Consider the following 19,963-nt stretch of genomic DNA (forward strand, 5'->3'; position numbering starts at 1 on the left):
CCGGCCGTCCGACGTGCGCCGGCGCGGCCGGCCCACCACAGTCATGAAGTGATTTCGAGGGGGGACCTGTGAGGAACGACAGCGTGCGAGGGGAGGGGGCGCCCGCCCGGCCGGCCGACGACAGATCCGGCGGCCCCTCCGACGGACCAGCCGCGCCCGGCAGCGGCACGCCCGAGGCCGGTGTGCCCGCGCCCCGGCGCGGCAAGCGGCGCATACTGCGCTGGACGGCCTCCGTCCTGGCGTTCCTCATACTCGCGACGTCGGCGGCGGGCTACCTCTACTACCGCCACCTCAACGGCAGCATCCAGACCGACGCGCTCAACCTCGGCGACAGCAAGCTGGGCGGTTCCAAGCCCAACGCCTTCGGGCAGACCCCGCTGAACATCCTCCTCATCGGCTCCGACGCCCGCGACGGCGCGGAGAACCAGGCCCTCGGCGGCGCCACGGACACCTTCGACGGGCCGCCCCTGGCGGACGTGCAGATGCTGCTGCACCTGTCCGCGGACCGCACCAACATGTCCGTGGTGTCCATGCCGCGCGACACGATGCTGAAGATGCCCAAGTGCACCGAGCCGAACGGCAAGGTCCACCCGGCCAGCAAGGGCCTCGTCCAGACCAACGAGTCCCTCAGCCGCGGCGGTCCGGGCTGCACGGTCGCCGCCTGGCAGGAGCTGACCCGCATCCCGATCGACCACTTCATGATGATCGACTTCAAGGGCGTGGTGACGATGGCGGACGCCATCGGCGGCGTCCCGGTGTGCGTCCAGGAGAACGTGCACTCCCGCACCAGGGACGGCAAGGGCTCCGGTCTGAAGCTGCCCAAGGGCGAGAACGTCATCCAGGGCGAGGTGGCCCTCCAGTGGCTGCGCACCCGCTACGGCTTCGAGGACGGCAGCGACATCGGCCGCGCCCACGCCCAGCACATGTACATGAACTCGATGGCCCGCGAGTTCCGCAAGAACGCCAAGCTGAGCAACCCGATGAAGCTCAACAGCCTGGCGCAGGCGGCCATCAAGGCCATGGTCGTCGACTCCGGCCTGAACAAGATCGACAAGCTGTACGACCTGAGCATGGAGCTCAAGAAGGTCGCCCCGGGCCGGATCACCATGACGACCATGCCGTGGATGCCCAGCCCGTCGGACTCCGCCCGGGTCGAGCCCAAGCCGGGCGAGGCCGAGGACCTGTTCCGGATGATCCGCGAGGACATCCCGCTCGACGGCAAGGGCCCCGAGCAGCCCGGCGGGGCGGCCTCCCCGGCCCCGTCCTCGTCCGCCGCGACGCCCGGCACCGCCGCGTCCGGCGCCCCGGCGGCCCCCTCCCAGCCCGCCGTGGACCAGGCCGCCCCGCCGGCGAGGATCCCGGTCACGGTGCGCAACGCCACCGGTGGCAGGGACGGCGCCCAGGCCAAGGTGAAGGGCCGGGCCTCCGACGTCGTCTCCGTGCTGGCCGGCAAGGGCTTCACCAAGGCCGTCGCCGACAACCTGACCGGGGCCGAGGACACCACCGTGGTCCGCTTCTCCAGCCCGGACCTGGCCGGTGACGCGGCGGCCCTGGCCACCGCGCTGGGGCTGCCGGCCTCGGCGGTGCAGAAGGTCGACGACGTCTCCGGGATCGTCCTGCTCGTCGGCAAGGACTGGCGGACCGGCAACGCGCCGACCCCGGCGCCGCCCGCCCCGACCAAGGCGCCCGACTCGGCCCGCCCGCTCAACGGCGACAACGACAAGGAGTGCATGGCGATCCAGCCGGGCTTCACCTGGTAGCGCCACGGCCGGCAGCGCCACGGCCGGCAGCGCCACGGCCGGCAGCGCCACGGCCGGCAGCGCCACGGCCGGCGCACAGCACGGAAAGGGGCCCGGTGCCACGGTCTGCACGACCTGGCACCGGGCCCCTTCGCATCGTTTCCAGCCGGTGACGGGCCTGCCGGTGACGGCCCTGCCGCCCCGGCGCCGCCCTCAGGCCGCCGAGGGGTCCGGGCTCGGCGAGGGGCGCCGGCTCGCGATGACCTTGTTCGCGAGCGAGCGCGGGCTGGTGAGGAAGCCGAAGCCCCACGACATGTGCATCGTGGCGACGGCCACCGGGATCTGCGCCCGCGCCTTGAGGGAGAGGCCCTTGCCGGCCGGGATCGAGCCCAGCGTGATCGCCGCGAGGTAGCCGGCCGGGACCGCGAAGGCCCACGGGGTCACGGCCGCGCCCGCCACCACACCGGCCGCGATCGCGCAGACGGCGGTCGGCGGGGCCAGATAGCGCATGTTGATCGAGCCCGAGTGGTAGCGGGCCACCACGTGCCGCCAGCGGCCGTAGTCCTTGTACTGCTTGGCCAGCGCCCGCACCGTGGGCCGCGGGCGGTACTGGACCCTCAGCTCGGGCGAGAACCAGATCAGCCCGCCGGCCTCGCGGATGCGGAAGTTCAGCTCCCAGTCCTGGGCCCGGATGAACTCCTCGTTGTAGCCGCCCGCCCGCTCCAGCGCCTCGCGCCGGAACACGCCCAGGTAGACCGTGTCCGCCGGGCCGGCCTCACCGCCGGTGTGGAAGGCCGCGTTGCCTACGCCGAGCTTCGAGGTCATCGCCGCGGCGACGGCCTCCTCCCAGGCGTTCTCGCCCTCGGCGTGCATGATGCCGCCGACGTTCTGCGCACCGGTCTCCTCCAGGAGGCGGACGGCCGTGGCGATGTAGTTCGGCGAGAGCATGCCGTGGCCGTCGACGCGCACCACGATCGGGTGACGCGAGGCCTTGATGGCGGCGTTGAGGGCGGCCGGGGTGCGGCCGGAGGGGTTCGGAACGGTGACGACGCGGGGATCCTCGCGTACGAGTTCGGCGGCGATCTCGTCGGTGCGGTCCGTGGACGGACCCAGCGCGATCACCACCTCCATCTCACCGGCGTACTCCTGTCCGAGAATGTGGCGGACGGAATTGCGCAGGTGGCGCTCCTCATTGAGCACCGGCATGATCACCGAGACTGCGGGCTGCTGGGCGGGCATGTGGTCCTTCAAGGTCGGGTATCGGTGTCACGTTACCGCTTACGGGGGAAACAGGTGCGCGCCGCCTGATCGGTGGGGACAGAGGCTGATCGGATGGGCCTACCGTTCTGACGATCTGACCATTGTGTCCGGTTCGCCTTCCTCTGGTCCGTCCCTGCCGGCCCCGGCTGCCCCCGCGGAGGTGTCCCCCGTGCCCCAGCCACCCCGTCCGCCCCGCCCCGCCCGGCCCGCGAACCTGCCCCCGCACCAGCACCCGCACTCGCACCACCCGCGGCCGCAGCGCGCCCGGCGCGGCCGGGCCCCGGGCCGCCCCCGGGGCGACCGGCCCCGCTGGGGGGTACGGCTGGCGGGCGGGCTGGCGGCGGTCGTCCTGGGCTCCGGGGCCGTCGGGCACGCGGTCATGACCGGCCTGGACACCGGGATCGAGCGGGTGGACCCGTTCAAGGACATGAAGAACCGCCCCCAGGCCGGACACGGCCTGAACCTCCTCCTCGTCGGCACCGACGGCCGCGACCGGATCAGCCGCGAGGACCGGCGCGAGTACCGCCTCGGCGGCGCCCCCTGCCGCTGCACCGACACCGTGATGCTGGTGCACCTCTCGGCCGACCGGAAGCGCGCCAGCGTCGTCAGCCTGCCCCGCGACAGCTACGCCGAGCTGCCCGCACACCGCGACGAGTCCAGCGGGAAGCAGCACGGCCCGCACCCCGTGAAACTGAACGCCGCCTACGCCGAGGGCGGCCCCCAGCTGACCGTGCGCACCGTCGAGCACATGACCCGCGTCAAGATCGACCACTACCTGGAGGTCGACTTCACCAGCTTCATGAAGACGGTCGACGCGATGGGCGGCGTGGAAATCTGCACCGCCAGGGCCCTCGACGACCGGAACACCGGCCTGCACCTGCTGCCCGGCACCCACCGGCTGAGCGGCGGCCAGGCCCTGCAGTACGTACGGTCCCGCCACGTGGACGGCGCCGCCGACCTCGGCCGGATACAGCGCCAGCAGCGGTTCATGGCCGCCGTGATCAAGCAGGCCACCGCCGGCGGGGTGCTGCTGAACCCGGTGAAGTTCAAGGAGGTCAGCTCCACCCTGCTGGGCTCGGTACGGGCCGACCCCCGCTTCGGCTCGGAGCAGATGCTGGCGCTCGGCCAGGCCATGCGCGACTTCGCCCCGTCCTCGTCGGAGTTCGCGTCCGTGCCGATCGGAGACCCGTCCTTCCCGGTCAAGGGCATCGGCTCCACCGTGAAGTGGGACGAGCGGAAGGCCGCCGAGCTCTTCGAGGCGCTGCGCCAGGACCGCCCGCTGGCCCCCGCCCCCGGGCCCGGCCGGCCGGCCCGCCCGCAGCAGCCGCCCGCGGTGCCCGTGGACGTACCGCCGGAGCGGATCCGGGTCCGGGTCCAGAACGGGACCCGGATCGACGGGCTGGGCAGCCGGGTGGACGCGGCACTGCGCGCCACCGGCTTCGACACCACCGGCGCTCCGGGCAACGGGGCGGGCCGCAACGTCAAGCGCACGGTGATCGCGTACGACCCGCGCTGGGACCGCTCCGCCCGCACGGTGGCCGCCGCGCTGCCGGGCAGCGAGCTGCGGGCCGTGCCGGGGCAGGGCCGGACGGTGCTGGTGATCGCCGGAACGGACTACCGGAAGGTCGTGCCGGTCCGGCCGGAGGACCCCCACCAGGGGCGGTTCGGCGTGGTCACGGGCGACCAGGTGGTCTGCGGCACATAGCCGCCCGGGTCGCGCCGGGGTCGCGCCCGCGTCAGTCGTCGAGGCCCTGGGCGGCCCGCTCCTCGCGCAGCGCCATGATCGCCCGGCGCCGGGCGAGCCGGTGCGTACGGCGGATCTGGGCCTCCTGGTAGCGGCGCTTGTCCCGGTCGGTCTCGGGGATCACGGGCGGGACGGTGCGCGGCTTGCCCTCGGCGTCGACGGCGGTGAAGACGAGGTAGGCGCTGCCGACCTGGGTGGCGGGGGTGGACTCGTTCCACCGCTCGGCCAGGACCCGCACGCCGATCTCCATCGAGGACCGGCCGGTCCAGTTGACCTGCGCCTTGACGTGAACCAGGTCACCCACGCGGACCGGGGCGAGGAAGGCCATCTCGTCCATGGAGGCGGTCACGGCCGCGCCGCCGGAGTGGCGGCCGGCGACGGCGCCCGCCGCGTCGTCGACGAGTTTCATGATCACGCCACCGTGCACCGTGCCCAGGAGGTTGGTGTCGTTGGCGGTCATGATGTGGCTGAGAGTGGTCCGCGAGGCCGCGGTGGGCTTTCCCTGCAGGTCGCCCGCCGTCACGCCCGGTATCTGTGTCATACCGCTACCTTAAAGCCGACGCGGAGGCATCAGCTGTGCAACAGCACCGGCACGAAGCCGGGACCGGACTGTCGTGCACCTCCCTGGACCGGGCATCCTATGCGGCATGAACGAGTGGCCGGATGGGCGCGGTGACAGCCGCGAGGACGGGTACGGGCGCGGCAGCGCGCAGGCACAGCCGGAGGGCGCCCGGCGGATGCCGCACGTCCAGCGCCGGGGGACGGGTCTGCCGCAGCAGCCCCAGCGGCCCCCGCAGCCCCGGCAGCCCCCGGCCGGCCGGCCGGGCCGGCCGCCAGCACCCGCGTACGGGGTGCCGCAGCAGCAGTCCCACGGCCAGGACGCCTACGGCGGCTACGACAGCGGCTACAACACCGGCCAGGTCTACGGCACGCCGCAGCGCCCGGGCGGTCCCGGCGGTCCGGGCGGTCCCGGCGGGCCGGGGCAGCCGCCGTCGGCCCGGCCGGGCGGCCGCGGACCCGGCGCCGCCCCGGACTGGCGCCGGCGCATCAAGATAGGCTCGATCGTCCTGGCCACGGCCCTGCTGGCGACCACCATCGGCACCTACTTCTGGGCCGACTCCCAGGTGCGCCGCGAGGTCGACCTCTCCAAGGTCATCGAGCGCCCGAAGGACGACGACTGCACGACGTACCTGATCGTCGGCTCCGACAGCCGCGAGGGCATGTCCGACGAGGAGAAGAAGAAGCTCCACACCGGCTCCGCCGAGGGCAAGCGCACCGACTCGATGATGATCCTGGCGGCCTGCTCCGGCGGGAACACCATGATCTCGCTGCCGCGCGACTCGGACGTGGAGATCCCCTCCTTCGTCGGCTCGCAGTCCGGCAAGAAGTACCCGGCGGCGGGCAAGCACACCAAGCTCAACGCGGCGTACGCGGACGACGGCCCGGAGCTGCTGGTCCGCACCGTCGAGCACAACACGGGCCTGCGCATCGACCACTACGCCGAGATCGGCTTCGCGGGCTTCGCGAACATCGTCGACGCACTCGGCGGCGTCGAGATGAACATCGAGAAGGGCTTCAAGGACGAGAAGTCCGGCGCCGACTTCAAGGCCGGCGAGCAGACCCTCAACGGCGAGCAGGCGCTGGCCTTCGTCCGCACCCGGTACGCGTTCGCCGAGTCGGACCTGGCCCGTACGAAGAACCAGCAGAAGTTCCTGGCGGCCCTGGCCAGCCAGGCGGCCACCCCGAGCACCGTCCTCAACCCGTTCAAGCTGTACCCGGTGCTGGGCGCGGGCCTGGACACGCTCATCGTGGACAAGGACATGTCCCTGTGGGACATGGGCGACATGTTCTTCGCGATGAAGGGCATCAGCGGCGGCAACGGCACCTCGATGAACATGCCGATCGCGGGCGAGCGCGGCGGGAACCTGCTCTGGGACAAGCCGAAGGTCAAGCAGATCGTCCAGCAGATCCAGAACGACGAGAAGGTCACCGTCACCGGCAACTGACGGTAGGCGGACGCCGTACGCGGAGGCCGCACACCGGACGCCGAACGCCGACGGCCCCCTGCTCCAGGACTGCGAGCGGGGGGCCGTCGGCGTTGTCCGGTACGGCGGGTCAGCTGTCCGGGGAGAACCGGAGCGACTTGGGGGGCAGTTCGGCACGGCACCACACGCGGGCACCGGCCCGCAGCTCGTTGTCCGCGCCGATGACGGCGCCGTCGCCGACGACCGCGGCGTCGACCACGGTGCGCGGGCCGACGGTGGCGCCGACGCCGATCAGGCTGGCGCTGACCTGCGTGTCCGGCCCGATGACGGCGTCGTCGAGGACGATGGACCCGGTCACGACCGCACCCGCCTCGATGGTGGCGCCGGCGCCGATGACGGTGCCGCCGGAGAGCTCGGCGCCGGGCGCGACGCGGGCGCCCGGCAGCACCAGGGACTCGCCGCGCGGCCCCGGCACGGCCGGCGAGGCCACGACGCCGCGGACCAGGTCGGCGGAGGCCTGGACGAACGACTCGGGCTTGCCGAGGTCCAGCCAGTACGTGTTCTCGGTGACGCCGTGCAGCAGGGCGCCGGCGTCGAGGAGGCCGGGGAACGTCTCCCGCTCGACGGAGACGGGACGCCCGTCCGGAATCGAGTCGATGACGCTCCGCCGGAAGACGTAGCAGCCGGCGTTGACCTGGTCGGTGATGATCTCCTCGGGGGTCTGCGGCTTCTCGGTGAAGGCCAGCACCCGCCCCTCGGGGTCGGTGGGGACCAGGCCGAACGCGCGCGGGTCCTCGACCTGCACCAGGTGCAGGGTGACGTCGGCGGAGGCCGCCCGGTGGGCGTCGACGAGGCCGGCGATGTCGAGGCCGGTGAGGATGTCGCCGTTGAAGACGAGGACCGGGTCGTCGGGGCCGCCGGTCAGCCGGCGGGCGGCGTTGCGGATGGCTCCGCCGGTGCCGAGGGGCTCGTCCTCGACGACGTACTCGAGCCGCACCCCGAAGTCGGAGCCGTCGCCGAAGTACGGCTCGAAGACCTCGGCGAGGTAGCAGGTGGCCATCACGATGTGCGTGACGCCGGCGGCCCGCGCCCGGGCTATCTGATGTGCGAGGAACGGCACCCCGGCCGCCCGCACCATGGGCTTCGGGGTGTTCACCGTCACGGGGCGCAGCCGCGTCCCCTGCCCCCCGACCAGCAGGATCGCTTCCAAGTTCCTTCTCCCCACCCGGTCCGGGCCTATGAAGCTCCAAAGCTAACCCATGCCCCCCGGCCGCCCGCCCCGAGCCCGCACTTCGCACCCCGGCCCCGCGGGGCGCCGGGCTCCCGTCGCGGGCAGCAGTGTTCCGCGTGCCGGCGGCCGGCCGAGGCGATGGGTGCGGTGCGGCGCGGCGCGGGGCCGCCGCGGACCCCTCCGCCGCGGGCGGGCGCAGGAACGCCCCCGCCGTGCGGCGGGGGCGCTGACCTGCGAAACCCTGCTACGGCAGGTTCCGCGCCATGACGATGCGCTGGACCTGGTTCGTGCCTTCGTAAATCTGGGTGATCTTCGCGTCGCGCATCATGCGCTCGACCGGGTAGTCACGGGTGTAGCCGTAGCCGCCGAGGAGCTGGACCGCGTCCGTGGTGACCTCCATGGCCACGTCGGAGGCGAAGCACTTGGCCGCGGCGCCGAAGAACGTGAGGTCGGAGTCGACGCGCTCGGACTTGGCGGCGGCCGCGTAGGTCAGCTGGCGGGCGGCCTCGATCTTCATGGCCATGTCCGCGAGCATGAACTGGACGCCCTGGAAGTCGGCGATCGGCTTGCCGAACTGCTTGCGCTCCTGGACGTAGCCCTTGGCGTAGTCGAGGGCGCCCTGCGCGATGCCGAGGGCCTGGGCCGCGATGGTGATGCGGGTGTGGTCCAGGGTCTTCATGGCGGTGGCGAAGCCGGTGCCCTCCGCGCCGATCATGCGGTCGGCGGGGATGCGGACGTTGTCGAGGTAGACCTCGCGGGTCGGGGAGCCCTTGATGCCGAGCTTCTTCTCCGGAGCGCCGAAGGAGACGCCCTCGTCGCCCTTCTCGACGACGAAGGCGGAGATGCCCTTGGAGCGCTTCTCCGGGTCGGTCACGGCCATCACCGTGTAGTACTCGGAGACGCCCGCGTTGGTGATCCAGCGCTTGACGCCGTTGAGCACCCAGAAGTCGCCGTCGCGGACCGCGCGGGTCTTCATGCCGGCCGCGTCCGAGCCGGCGTCCGGCTCGGAGAGGCAGTACGAGAACATCGCGTCGCCCTTGGCGAGCGGGGTGAGGTACTTGGCCTTGAGCTCCTCGGAACCGGAGAGGATCACGGGGAGGGAGCCGAGCTTGTTCACGGCCGGGATCAGGGAGGAGGACGCGCAGACGCGGGCCACCTCCTCGATCACGATGACGGTGGCGAGGGCGTCGGCGCCCGCACCGCCGTAGTTCTCGGGGACGTGCACGGCGTGCAGGTCGTTGGCGACGAGCGCGTCCAGGGCCTCCTGGGGGAAGCGGGCCTCCTCGTCGACCGCTGCGGCGAACGGGAGGATCTTCGCCTCGCAGAGCGAGCGGACGGACTCGCGGAGCATGTCGTGCTCCTCGGCCGGGCGGTACAGGTCGAAGTCGGCAGAACCCGCCAAAATCTCTCACTCCCCAAGCTGAAGCGTGCGCTCAGTCATTGCTAACTACCGTTAAGTAACCCAAAGCTTAGTGTCCGGCGTCCGCGCAGCGGTACGTACGCGGCACGTGAGCTGCACGACAGCCGCGGGTGCCGGCGGGCTCCACGGTGCTCCTGGGAAGCGTCCCCCCGGACCGGCGCGACTATGCTCAGTTGGCGCAATCGGCCCCGCACCTCTGGAGCACCCATGGCCCCCCTCAGGATCACAGTGATCGGCACCGGCTACCTCGGCGCCACGCACGCCGCGGCAATGGCCGAGCTGGGCTTCGAGGTGCTCGGGCTGGACGTGGTCCCGGAGAAGATCGAGATGCTGGCGGCCGGGCGGGTGCCGATGTACGAGCCCGGGCTGGAGGAGCTGCTCGCCGCGCACGTCGCGGGACTCCCCGGGTCCACCGGGCGGCTGCGGTTCACGCAGTCCTGGGAGGAGGTCGGCGCCTTCGGCGACGTCCACTTCATCTGCGTGAACACCCCGCAGAAGCACGGCGAGTACGCCTGCGACATGAGCTACGTCGACTCCGCCGTCGAATCGCTGGCCCCGCACCTGACCCGGGCGGCGCTCGTCGTCGGCAAGTCCACCGTGCCGGTGGGGTCGGCGGAGCGGCTCGCCGCCAAGCTGGGGGACCTCGCCCCGGCCGGCGACGAGGTCGAGCTCGCCTGGAACCCGGAGTTCCTCCGCGAGGGCTTCGCCGTCCAGGACACCCTGCACCCGGATCGGATCGTCATCGGCGTCCAGGGCGACCGCGGCGAGAAGCTGCTGCGCGAGGTGTACGCGACGCCGATGGCGGAGGGGTCGCCGCTGGTGGTGACCGACTTCCCGACGGCCGAGCTCGTCAAGACCGCCGCCAACTCCTTCCTCGCCACGAAAATCTCGTTCATCAACGCGATGGCGGAGGTCTGCGAGGCCGCCGGCGGCGATGTCGTCAAGCTCGCCGAGGCCATCGGCCACGACGAGCGCATCGGCGCGAAGTTCCTGCGCGCCGGCATCGGCTTCGGCGGCGGCTGCCTGCCCAAGGACATCCGCGCGTTCATGGCGCGCGCTGGCGAGCTGGGCGCCGACCAGGCCCTGACCTTCCTGCGCGAGGTCGACTCGATCAACATGCGGCGCCGCGGCCACATGGTGGAGCTGGCCCGGGAGGCGGTCGGCGGGGCGTTCCTCGGCAAGCGGGTCGCCGTGCTCGGCGCCACGTTCAAGCCGGACTCCGACGACGTGCGCGACTCGCCCGCCCTGAACGTGGCCGGGCAGATCCACCTCCAGGGCGGGCAGGTCACCGTCTACGACCCCAAGGGCATGGACAACGCCCGCCGCGTCTTCCCCACCCTCGCGTACGCGGACTCGGCGGTGGAGGCGGCCCGCGGGGCGGACGTCGTCCTGCACCTCACCGAGTGGCGCGAGTTCCGCGACCTGGACCCGGTGGAGCTGGGCGCGGTCGTCTCCGACCGGCTGGTCCTCGACGGGCGCAACGCCCTGGACGGGGCGCGCTGGCGTGCGGCCGGCTGGACCTTCCGGGCCATGGGCCGGCCGCGCGCCTGAGCCGCCGGACGGGCGCAGAGCCCGCCGGACGGCGCAGGGCCCGCCCTCCGGGGCGGTCGGCCCGGTCAGCCCGCTCTGCGGTGGTGGGCGGCGCGGGCGGTGAACTCCGCGTCGCGCAGCACGCGCTGGGCGTTGCCCCAGGTCAGCAGGGACAGTTCGGACTCCGGCCAGCCCCGGTCCAGTAGTTCCGCGACCAGCAGCGGGTAGCCGGAGGGGTCGGTGAGGCCGGCCGGGCGGGGGGTGCCGTGCTCGGTGCCGAAGGATGCGCCGAGTCCCACGCAGTGCGGGCCGGCGACGGCCCGGAGGTGCTCCAGGTGGTCGGCGACCGCGTGGAGGGAGTCCCCGGTCTGCGCCGTGTCGAAGGTGACCATCGCGAGGCCGCCCGCCGCGCGGAGCGCCAGCAGCACCTCGTCGGTGACGTTGCCCGGATGGTCGTTCAGGGCGGCCGCCGCGGTGTGGGAGACGATGACGGGGGCCTTGGAGGCGCCCGCGATCTGGCAGGCCGCCACCGGCGGGCAGCCGGTCAGGTCCAGCAGCATCGCGAGCCGGTTCATCTCCTTGACCACCTCGTGGCCGAAGGCGGTCAGGCCCTCCTGCGCCCAGGGCGCTCCGGCCGGCGCGAGGATCCGTACGCCCAGCGCGTGGTAGGCGTGCAGCGCGCCGAGGGAGCCGGTGAGCGCGCGGCCGGGTACGGGTCCCAGGAACGAGGCGATGCGGCCCCGGTTGCGGGCGTCGGCCATGTCGTCGGCGCTCAGCGCCAGGCAGAGGCTGTCGGGGTAGCGGCCCACGAAGGCGCGGGCGGCGTCGATCTGTTCGAGGGTGTCGGACACCACCTGGTCGGCGGCCGCGGCCTCGCTCGGCACCATCAGCGACCAGAACTGGGCGCCGACCCCGCCGGCGCGCAGCCGGGGGATGTCGGTGTCGACGCCCAGGTCGGTGGTGTCGATGTCGTGGTACGGGTTCTGGCGCAGGGTCCAGACGAGGGTGTTGTGCCCGTCGGCCACGGGGTGGACGGACAGCAGCGCGGCGGCCCGTTCGAGGGAGCCGGCGGGCACCACGGCGGGCAGGTCCTCGGCCCCGACGGAGCCGGGGCCCGCGGGGGCCGTGTCGAGCGTGTACGCGGGATTCCCGGCGTTCGGTTCATCCTGCAGGTCGGCCATGGATTCGCTCCGGTCTCGGCGGCAGCAGGGAGGGGTGCTGCCACCGTGACACGCCGGGCGCCCCGGTCGCCCGGCGGATGTGGCGTTCGGGTGTATGCCGCGGCCGCCCCGCAGGTCACGGCCCTGCCGCCGGACCGGCGGGCGGGTCGGCGGCGGCCGCCCGGCCCGCCGGTGCGGTCCCGCCGTTACGGGGCCGGGTGCAGCACCGCGTTGGAGGGGCCCCGGGAGGCCGAGAGCTCCCGCGACACCGCTTCGGCGTCGCGCAGCACCCGCACCGCGTTGGACCAGGTCAGCTTGGCCAGGTCGGCCTGCGACCAGCCGCGGTGGAGGAGTTCCGCGATGAGGTTCGGGTAGCCGGCGACGTCGTCCAGCCCGGCCGGGGTGAAGGCTGTGCCGTCGTAGTCGCCGCCGATGCCGATGTGGTCGACGCCGGCCGCCTCGCGCATGTGGTCGAGGTGGTCGGCCACCGTGGCGGCGGTGGCCAGCGGGCGGGGGTGCTCGGCTTCGAAGGCCCGGTGCAGGGCCATCGCCTCGGGGGTGGTGTCGAGGTGGTGGAAGCCGTGCGCGCGGAGGTTCTCGTCGGCGGCGAGGGTCCACTCGACCGCCGCCGGGAGGATGAACTTCGGTACGAACGTGGCCATCGCCACCCCGCCGTTGGCGGGCAGCCGCTCCAGCACGTCGTCCGGGACGTTGCGCGGGTGGTCGCAGACGGCCCGTGCCGACGAGTGCGAGAAGATCACCGGCGCGGCGGAGGCCTCGATGGCGTCCCGCATCGTCGTCGCGGCGACGTGCGAGAGGTCGACGAGCATGCCGATGCGGTTCATCTCGCGGACGACCTCGCGGCCGAAGTCCGCCAGGCCGCCGTGGCGGGCCTCGTCGGTCGCCGAGTCGGCCCAGTCGATGGTGTCGTTGTGGGTGAGGGTCATGTACCGCACGCCGAGCCGGTGCAGGGCGCGCAGGGTGGCCAGCGAGTTGTTGATCGAGTGGCCGCCCTCGGCGCCCATCAGGGAGGCGATCCGGCCGTCGGCGCGGGCCGCCTCCATGTCGTCCGCCGTCAGCGCCCGCACCAGGTCGGCGGGGTAACGGTCGATCAGCTGGGCGACGGCGTCGATCTGCTCCAGGGTGGCGCTGACCGCCTGGTCGCCCGTGTAGTCGGAGCGGACGTAGACCGACCAGAACTGGGCGCCGACCCCGCCGGCGCGCAGCCGGGGGATGTCGGTGTGCAGGTGGCCCGACTGGTCGCCGGCGAGGTCGCGGCGGGCCAGGTCGTAGCGCACCTGCTGGCGCAGCGCCCAGGGCAGGTCGTTGTGGCCGTCGACGACGGGGTGTTCGGCGAGCAGGGCGCGGGCCTGGGCGAGCCGGTCCGCGGCCGGGGCGCTCACTTGCCGAACCCGAAGGACTCCGCGCCGGCGACCTTGGCCCGCAGCCGCTTGCCCTTCTCGGTGGCCTGCTCGTTCAGCTCCTGCTGGAAGTCGCGCATCCGGCCGAGCAGCTCCGGATCGTGGGCGGCGAGCATCCGCACGGCGAGGAGGCCTGCGTTGCGGGCTCCGGCAACGGAGACCGTGGCGACGGGAACCCCGGCGGGCATCTGGACGATCGACAGCAGGGAGTCCATGCCGTCGAGGTGCTTCAGCGGCACGGGCACGCCGATGACGGGCAGCGGGGTGACCGAGGCGAGCATGCCGGGCAGGTGGGCGGCGCCGCCGGCACCGGCGATGATCGCCTTCAGGCCGCGGTCGGCGGCCTGCTCGCCGTACTCGACCATCTCGCGGGGCATGCGGTGCGCGGAGACGACGTCGACCTCGTAGGGGATCTCGAACTCGTCGAGGGCCTGGGCGGCGGCCTCCATGACGGGCCAGTCGGAGTCCGAGCCCATGACGATGCCGATGACGGGGGCGGTGCCCTCGGTGCTGGGGGTGCTCATTCGGTGATCGTTCCTCTGAGGTAGCCGGCAGCGTGACGTGCGCGCTCCAGCACATCGTCCAGGTCGTCGCCGTAGGTGTTGACGTGGCCGACCTTGCGGCCGTGTTTCACGTCCTTGCCGTACATGTGGATCTTGACCTGCGGGTCGTGGGCCATGCAGTGCAGGTACGCCGCGTACATGTCCGGGTAGTCACCGCCGAGCACGTTCGCCATGACCGTCCAGCGGGCGCGGGGGCGCGGGTCGCCCAGCGGGAGGTCCAGGACCGCGCGGACGTGGTTGGCGAACTGGGAGGTGACGGCGCCGTCCTGGGTCCAGTGGCCGCTGTTGTGCGGGCGCATGGCCAGTTCGTTGACGAGGATCCGGCCGTCGGTGGTCTCGAAGAGCTCCACGGCCAGGTGGCCGGTCACGCCGAGCTCCTTGGCGATGCGCAGGGCGAGCGACTGGGCTTCGCCCGCGAGCTCCTCGGAGAGGTTCGGGGCGGGCGCGATCACGGTGTCGCAGACGCCGTCGACCTGGATGGACTCCACGACCGGGTAGGCGACGGCCTGGCCGTGCGGGGAGCGGACGATGTTCGCCGCGAGCTCGCGGACGTAGTCGACCTTCTCCTCGGCGAGGACGGGGACGCCGGCCATGAAGGGGGCCTCCGCGTCCTCGGGGGTCCGGGCGAACCACACGCCCTTGCCGTCGTAGCCGCCGCGCACGGTCTTGAGGATGACGGGGAAGCCGCCGACCTCCTCGGCGAAGACCGCCACGTCCGCCGGGTCGGCGACGATGCGGTGGCGGGGGCTGGGGGCGCCGATCTCGTCGAGCTTGGCGCGCATCACCCCCTTGTCCTGGGCGTGCACGAGCGCGGCGGGCCCCGGCCGGACGGGGATGCCGTCCGCTTCCAGGGCCCGCAGGTGTGCCGTGGGCACGTGCTCGTGGTCGAAGGTGATCACGTCGCAGCCGCGGGCGAAGGCCCGCAGCGTCTCCAGATCGCGGTAGTCGCCGATGACGACGTCGCTCACGACCTGGGCCGCCGAGTCCTGCGGGGTGTCACTGAGGATCTTGAACTTGATACCGAGGGGGATGCCCGCCTCGTGGGTCATGCGGGCGAGCTGACCGCCGCCGACCATGCCGACTACCGGGAACGTCACCCCTCCAGAGTATCGGCCGGGCTCCCGCCGAACGGACGCGGGCCCGCCCGGCACTCGTAGCAATCTCCCGTGCGCCGTGCGTGGCGTTGATGGAGGAACCCACAGTGCCGGAAGGCACAGACGGCCCGAGGGGGTGACACTTAGCATGGGTGGGCCGACCGAGAAGCGAGTGACGCTCCCGCAGGGGGGCGGCGACGGACAGGACCGACCATTCAGATGAGCACGCCGGAGCAGGGATCCGCTCTCGAACGCGTACGCGGGCTCGCGCGTGAGATCGCCAAGTTCGGGGCCGTCGGAGGCCTGGGCGTACTGGTCAACCTGGGTGTCTTCAACCTCATCCGGCACACCACGGACCTTCAGGTGGTGCGGGCGGGCGTCATAGCCACCGTCGTGGCGATCCTCACCAACTACATGGGCTTCCGGTATTTCACCTATCGGGACCGCGCCCATTCGGGGAACTCGCGCGAACTGCCGCTGTTCCTGGCGTTCAGCCTGATCGGGCTCGTCATCGAAAACGGTGTGCTGTACGCCGCGACGTACGGGCTCGGCTGGGACGGCCGGCTCGCGACGAACCTGTTCAAGTTCATCGGCATCGGCACCGCCACCGTGTTCCGCTTCTGGTCGTACCGGACCTGGGTCTTCAAGGCCCTCCCGGCACACGCCCCCGAAACCGCCCGCGCCGGCGGCGGCCGTCCCGCGACCGCGCCCGAACCGGCGCCGGAGCCCGCGGGCAAGTAACGCCGGGAGTCCCGGCGGGAGCGGGCGGGAGCCCGGTGGGAGCGGGCGGGAGCCCGTTGGGAGTCCCCGCCGCGGTCAGCGGACCGTGTTCTCCGGTTCCTTGCGCTCCGGCTCCGTCCGGCTCAGGAACAGCGCGAACACCGGCGGCTGCGCCTGGAGGAGCTCCAGCCGGCCCCCGTCGGCCTCCGCGAGGTCCCGGGCCACCGCCAGGCCGATCCCGGTGGAGTTGCGGCCGCTGATGGCCCGCTCGAAGATCCGGTTGCCGAGGTCGGGCGGGACGCCGGGCCCCTCGTCCGTGACCTCCAGTACCGCCTGGTTCCCGACGACCCGCGTCCGCAGGGCGACCGTGCCGCCGCCGTGCATGAGGGCGTTCTCCACGAGCGTCGCCAGGACCTGCGCGACCGCGCCGGGCGTGCCGACGGCCCGTACGCCCGTCTTGCCGGAGCGCACGATGGCCCGGCCGGCGCTGCGGTAGGCCGGCCGCCACTCCTCCACCTGCTGTTTGACGACCTCGTCCAGGTCGAAGGGGACGGCCGAGCCGGTCCGCGGGTCGCGCGAGTTCGTCAGCAGCCGCTGCACCACGTCCGTGAGCCGCTCCACCTGCGTGAGGGCGATGGTCGCCTCCTCGCGGACGGTCTCCAGGTCGTCGGTGACGGCGATCTCCTCCAGCCGCATCGACAGTGCGGTGAGGGGGGTGCGCAGCTGGTGGGAGGCGTCCGCGGCGAGCCGGCGCTCGGCGGTCAGCATCCGCCCGATCCGCTCGGCGCTGGAGTCCAGCACGTCCGCGACGCGGTCCAGCTCGGGGACCCCGTACCGGCGGTGCCGGGGCCGCGGGTCGCCCGACCCCAGCCGTTCGGCGGTCTCGGCGAGGTCGGTGAGCGGGGAGGCCAGCCGGTTGGCCTGGCGTACGGCGAGCAGCACGGCGGCCACGACGGCCAGCAGGGCGACGGCGCCGACCACCGCCAGCGTCCGTACGACCTCCCGGGTGACCGCGGCCCGGGACTCCTCGACGACCACGATCTCGCCCTGCTCGCCCTTGGCGGTGCCGCGGATGACGTCGTCGGTGATCCGCTCGCCGACCTCGACGGCCGGCTGCCCGGGCACGGTGATCCGGGCGTACCGGCCGGGGTCGAGCTGCTCGGCGAGCGCCTCGGAGTCGACGGGCCGGCGCTCCAGGACGTTCGCCTCGACGATGCCCACCAGGCGCAGCGCCTCGGACTCGATGCGGTCCTGGGCGCTGCTGGTGATCGTGCGGGTCTCGACGATGACGAGGGCGACCCCGAACACGGCGATCACGACGAGCACCACGGCGAGGGTGGAGTTGATCAGACGGCGGCGCATGGCTGGGGCGGTCGCTCAGCTCTTCTCGAAGCGGAAGCCGACGCCGCGGACGGTGGCGATGTAGCGCGGGTTCGCGGCGTCGTCGCCCAGCTTCTTGCGCAGCCAGGAGATGTGCATGTCGAGGGTCTTGGTGGAGGACCACCAGGTGGTGTCCCAGACCTCGCGCATCAGCTGGTCGCGGGTGACGACACGGCCGGCGTCGCGGACCAGGACCCGCAGCAGGTCGAACTCCTTGGCGGTGAGCTGGAGCTCCTCCTCCCCCATCCAGGCGCGGTGCGACTCGACGTCGATGCGCACGCCGTGGGTGGCGGGGGGCTGCGCCGCCTCGTTCGCGCCGCGCCGGAGCAGGGCCCGGACCCGGGCGAGCAGCTCGGCGAGGCGGAAGGGCTTGGTCACGTAGTCGTCGGCTCCGGCGTCCAGGCCGACCACGGTGTCGACCTCGTCCGCGCGGGCGGTGAGCACGAGGATGGGGAAGCCGTGGCCCTCGGCGCGCAGCCGGCGGGCGACCTCCAGGCCGTCCATCCCCGGCAGGCCCAGATCCAGGACGACGAGGTCCACGCCCCCCTGCAGTCCCGCGTCCAGGGCCGTCGGGCCGTCCTCCCGGACCTCGACCTCGTACCCCTCCCGGCGCAGGGCGCGGGCCAGCGGCTCCGAAATGGATGCGTCGTCCTCGGCGAGCAGTACACGCGTCATGTGGGTGATGGTAGTCCGCGGTGGCGACCCGCAGGGGCGGGCCCGCACACCCCTTTCCAACTGGCCTTATGCGTGGAGGCCGGCTTCGGAAATGCCGAAACGGTTCCCGATCCCCCTGTGATCCATCTCTCAAGTCCTTTCATATGCTGCACGGTCGTGCCGTATGGTGGCGAGACGCCTGATGCACTACCTCCGGGACCTTTGCGCCGAAATCCGAGCCAAAGGTCTCAATTCTGTCCGGATCGGTCAGAGGGTCTTGACGACTTTCCCGATCGACTCCGGTGCCGGCGAATGACCTGTGGGCCGGCGCCCCGCGCGCGAGATGCGCGAGGGCGTGGATCCCGGTTGCGGAAGTTCCCTCGCACCCGTCCTCCACGACGGGTGCGAGACCCCGGGGCGTGGGGCCGGAACACCCGCCGCCGGTTCCGGCCACCCCCACCGGGCGCCGACCGGCTCACGAAGCCGGGCGTCCCGAGCAAGCAAGGATCGACATGGCTTCCAGCCTGACGAAGGGCACGGTGGAACCGTCCGCCGAGAAGACCTTCTTCGGCCACCCCCGCGGCCTGGCCACGCTCTTCATGACCGAGATGTGGGAGCGCTTCTCCTACTACGGCATGCGGGCGCTGCTGGTGTACTACCTGGTCTCGGGCGGCGCCGACGCCGCCACGGGAAGCCAGGGCGGCGGCCTGGCCATGACCGCGGCCACGACGACGGCCATCTACTCCGTCTACGTCTCCATGGTCTACCTGATGGCCATGCCGGGCGGATGGTTCGGTGACCGCGTCTGGGGCGCCCGCAAGACGGTCGCCATCGCCGGTTTCGTCATCATGACGGGTCACCTGTCGCTGGCCCTGCCCGGCCAGGCGATGTTCTTCGTCGGTCTGCTCCTCGTCGCGGTGGGCTCCGGCCTGCTGAAGGCCAACATCTCCACGATGGTCGGCCACCTGTACGACGGCCCCGAGGACCCGCGCCGTGACGGCGGCTTCACGCTCTTCTACATCGGCATCAACCTCGGCGCCTTCGTCGCCCCGTTCGTCGTCGGCACGATCGGCAAGGAATACAACTGGCACCTGGGCTTCGCCCTCGCCGCCGTCGGCATGGCCCTGGGTCTGGCCCAGTTCCTGATCGGCACCAAGCACCTCAGCCCGAAGAGCAGCCTGGTCCCGAACCCGCTCTCGGCCGAGGAGCGCAAGGCCGTCATCACGAAGGCCGCCATCGTGGTCGCCGCCATCGCCGTCTTCTACGGTGCCGTGGTCGGCCTGGGCGCCTACACGCTGAACTGGGTCCTGGTCCCGCTGACCCTCGCCGGTCTGATCATTCCGGTCGCCGTGCTGGTCCGCATCAAGCGCGACAAGGACCTGAACCCGGCCGAGCAGTCGAAGATGACGGCGTACATCTGGTTCTTCATCGCCGCCGCCGTCTTCTGGATGATCTACGACCAGGGTGGCTCCACGCTGTCGCTGTTCGCGGACTCCAAGACCGCCGACACCGTGTTCGGCTTCGCGTTCTCGGCCACCTGGTACCAGTCGCTGAACCCGCTGTTCGTCATGGCGCTGGCCCCGGTCTTCGCCTGGATGTGGCTGTGGCTGGCCCGCAAGAACCAGGAGCCGAACACCATCGTGAAGTTCGCGATGGGTCTGGTCCTGATCGGTGCCTCGTTCTTCGTCTTCATCGTCCCGATGGGCATGGCGACGGGCGACACCAAGGTCTCCCCGATGTGGCTCGTCTCGATCTACATGATCCAGACCATCGGTGAGCTGTGCGTCTCCCCGGTCGGCCTCTCCGTCACGACGAAGATGGCCCCGCAGAAGTACGCCTCCCAGATGATGGGTGTCTGGTTCCTCGCGGTCACCGCCGGCGACTGCACCACCGGTCTGCTGTCGCTGGCCGGCGTGGACCTGAACGGCACCGTGGTCATCGGCATCCAGGCGGCCGCCGCCGTGCTGGCCGGTGTGGCGGTGTACGCCTACCGCAAGAAGGTCCAGGCACTGATGGGCGACGTCCACTGACGCAGCCCCGCATGCGCCGAAATGCCCGGCAC

Annotated in this window: 16 protein-coding genes; 6 read left to right on the plus strand and 10 right to left on the minus strand. The window is 72.3% G+C overall.

The window, feature by feature from the left end:
- The first annotated feature begins 83 nt into the window (after positions 1 to 83).
- The gene (locus tag AC068A_RS29440; protein WP_478589296.1) at positions 84 to 1,760 is read left to right on the plus strand and encodes an LCP family protein; all 1,677 of its coding nucleotides are present in this window, start codon (positions 84 to 86) and stop codon (positions 1,758 to 1,760) included.
- Between the two features lie 192 nt (positions 1,761 to 1,952).
- Here the strand turns inward: AC068A_RS29440 and AC068A_RS29445 are convergent, their stop codons facing one another.
- Complete coding sequence (locus AC068A_RS29445) at positions 1,953 to 2,978, minus strand: glycosyltransferase family 2 protein (protein WP_478589297.1); 1,026 nt, start codon at positions 2,976 to 2,978, stop codon at positions 1,953 to 1,955.
- Positions 2,979 to 3,168: 190 nt separating this feature from the next.
- Here AC068A_RS29445 and AC068A_RS29450 point away from each other — a divergent pair, with 190 nt between their 5' ends.
- Complete coding sequence (locus AC068A_RS29450) at positions 3,169 to 4,704, plus strand: LCP family protein (protein WP_478589298.1); 1,536 nt, start codon at positions 3,169 to 3,171, stop codon at positions 4,702 to 4,704.
- Positions 4,705 to 4,735: 31 nt separating this feature from the next.
- Here the strand turns inward: AC068A_RS29450 and AC068A_RS29455 are convergent, their stop codons facing one another.
- Positions 4,736 to 5,284 carry an acyl-CoA thioesterase gene (locus AC068A_RS29455; protein WP_478589299.1) on the minus strand — a complete coding sequence of 183 codons (549 nt, stop codon included), beginning with the start codon at positions 5,282 to 5,284 and terminating at the stop codon, positions 4,736 to 4,738.
- A 106-nt stretch (positions 5,285 to 5,390) separates the two neighbouring features.
- Here AC068A_RS29455 and AC068A_RS29460 point away from each other — a divergent pair, with 106 nt between their 5' ends.
- The gene (locus tag AC068A_RS29460) at positions 5,391 to 6,749 is read left to right on the plus strand and encodes an LCP family protein (RefSeq protein ID WP_478589300.1); all 1,359 of its coding nucleotides are present in this window, start codon (positions 5,391 to 5,393) and stop codon (positions 6,747 to 6,749) included.
- Positions 6,750 to 6,858: 109 nt separating this feature from the next.
- Here the strand turns inward: AC068A_RS29460 and manB are convergent, their stop codons facing one another.
- Both manB and AC068A_RS29470 read right to left on the minus strand, forming a co-directional pair.
- Positions 6,859 to 7,938 carry a mannose-1-phosphate guanylyltransferase gene (manB, locus tag AC068A_RS29465; RefSeq protein WP_478589301.1) on the minus strand — a complete coding sequence of 360 codons (1,080 nt, stop codon included), beginning with the start codon at positions 7,936 to 7,938 and terminating at the stop codon, positions 6,859 to 6,861.
- A gap of 265 nt (positions 7,939 to 8,203) precedes the next feature.
- On the minus strand, positions 8,204 to 9,361 hold the full coding sequence (locus AC068A_RS29470; protein WP_478589302.1) for an acyl-CoA dehydrogenase: 1,158 nt from the start codon (positions 9,359 to 9,361) through the stop codon (positions 8,204 to 8,206).
- A gap of 225 nt (positions 9,362 to 9,586) precedes the next feature.
- Between AC068A_RS29470 and AC068A_RS29475 the strand changes: the two genes are divergently transcribed.
- Positions 9,587 to 10,930: a UDP-glucose dehydrogenase family protein gene (locus AC068A_RS29475; RefSeq protein ID WP_478589303.1), complete on the plus strand. Its 1,344-nt coding sequence runs from the start codon at positions 9,587 to 9,589 to the stop codon at positions 10,928 to 10,930.
- A gap of 65 nt (positions 10,931 to 10,995) precedes the next feature.
- Here AC068A_RS29475 and AC068A_RS29480 read toward each other — a convergent pair whose 3' ends face one another.
- The 4 genes from AC068A_RS29480 to AC068A_RS29495 form a co-directional block, all read right to left on the minus strand.
- A complete protein-coding gene (locus AC068A_RS29480; RefSeq protein ID WP_478589304.1) occupies positions 10,996 to 12,090 on the minus strand; it encodes a membrane dipeptidase in 1,095 nt (364 codons plus the stop codon).
- A gap of 185 nt (positions 12,091 to 12,275) precedes the next feature.
- The gene (locus tag AC068A_RS29485) at positions 12,276 to 13,472 is read right to left on the minus strand and encodes a dipeptidase (RefSeq protein WP_478589305.1); all 1,197 of its coding nucleotides are present in this window, start codon (positions 13,470 to 13,472) and stop codon (positions 12,276 to 12,278) included.
- Positions 13,469 to 14,014, minus strand: coding sequence for a 5-(carboxyamino)imidazole ribonucleotide mutase (gene purE / locus AC068A_RS29490; protein ID WP_478589306.1), 546 nt, complete (start codon positions 14,012 to 14,014; stop codon positions 13,469 to 13,471). Before purE ends, AC068A_RS29485 begins: the two co-directional genes overlap by 4 nt.
- Positions 14,011 to 15,129: a 5-(carboxyamino)imidazole ribonucleotide synthase gene (locus AC068A_RS29495; RefSeq protein ID WP_478589315.1), complete on the minus strand. Its 1,119-nt coding sequence runs from the start codon at positions 15,127 to 15,129 to the stop codon at positions 14,011 to 14,013. The genes purE and AC068A_RS29495 overlap by 4 nt, the downstream gene beginning before the upstream one ends.
- Before the next feature lie 237 nt (positions 15,130 to 15,366).
- Between AC068A_RS29495 and AC068A_RS29500 the strand changes: the two genes are divergently transcribed.
- Positions 15,367 to 15,888 carry a GtrA family protein gene (locus tag AC068A_RS29500; RefSeq protein ID WP_478589307.1) on the plus strand — a complete coding sequence of 174 codons (522 nt, stop codon included), beginning with the start codon at positions 15,367 to 15,369 and terminating at the stop codon, positions 15,886 to 15,888.
- A gap of 75 nt (positions 15,889 to 15,963) precedes the next feature.
- Here AC068A_RS29500 and AC068A_RS29505 read toward each other — a convergent pair whose 3' ends face one another.
- Positions 15,964 to 17,229, minus strand: a complete 1,266-nt coding sequence (locus AC068A_RS29505; RefSeq protein ID WP_478589308.1) for an ATP-binding protein — start codon at positions 17,227 to 17,229, stop codon at positions 15,964 to 15,966.
- 15 nt (positions 17,230 to 17,244) lie between these two features.
- The gene (locus AC068A_RS29510) at positions 17,245 to 17,922 is read right to left on the minus strand and encodes a response regulator transcription factor (RefSeq protein ID WP_030659823.1); all 678 of its coding nucleotides are present in this window, start codon (positions 17,920 to 17,922) and stop codon (positions 17,245 to 17,247) included.
- Between the two features lie 491 nt (positions 17,923 to 18,413).
- Here AC068A_RS29510 and AC068A_RS29515 point away from each other — a divergent pair, with 491 nt between their 5' ends.
- The gene (locus AC068A_RS29515; RefSeq protein WP_478589309.1) at positions 18,414 to 19,931 is read left to right on the plus strand and encodes a peptide MFS transporter; all 1,518 of its coding nucleotides are present in this window, start codon (positions 18,414 to 18,416) and stop codon (positions 19,929 to 19,931) included.
- Positions 19,932 to 19,963: the final 32 nt, after the last annotated feature.

Source organism: Streptomyces sp. NPDC043854, assembly GCF_056436005.1.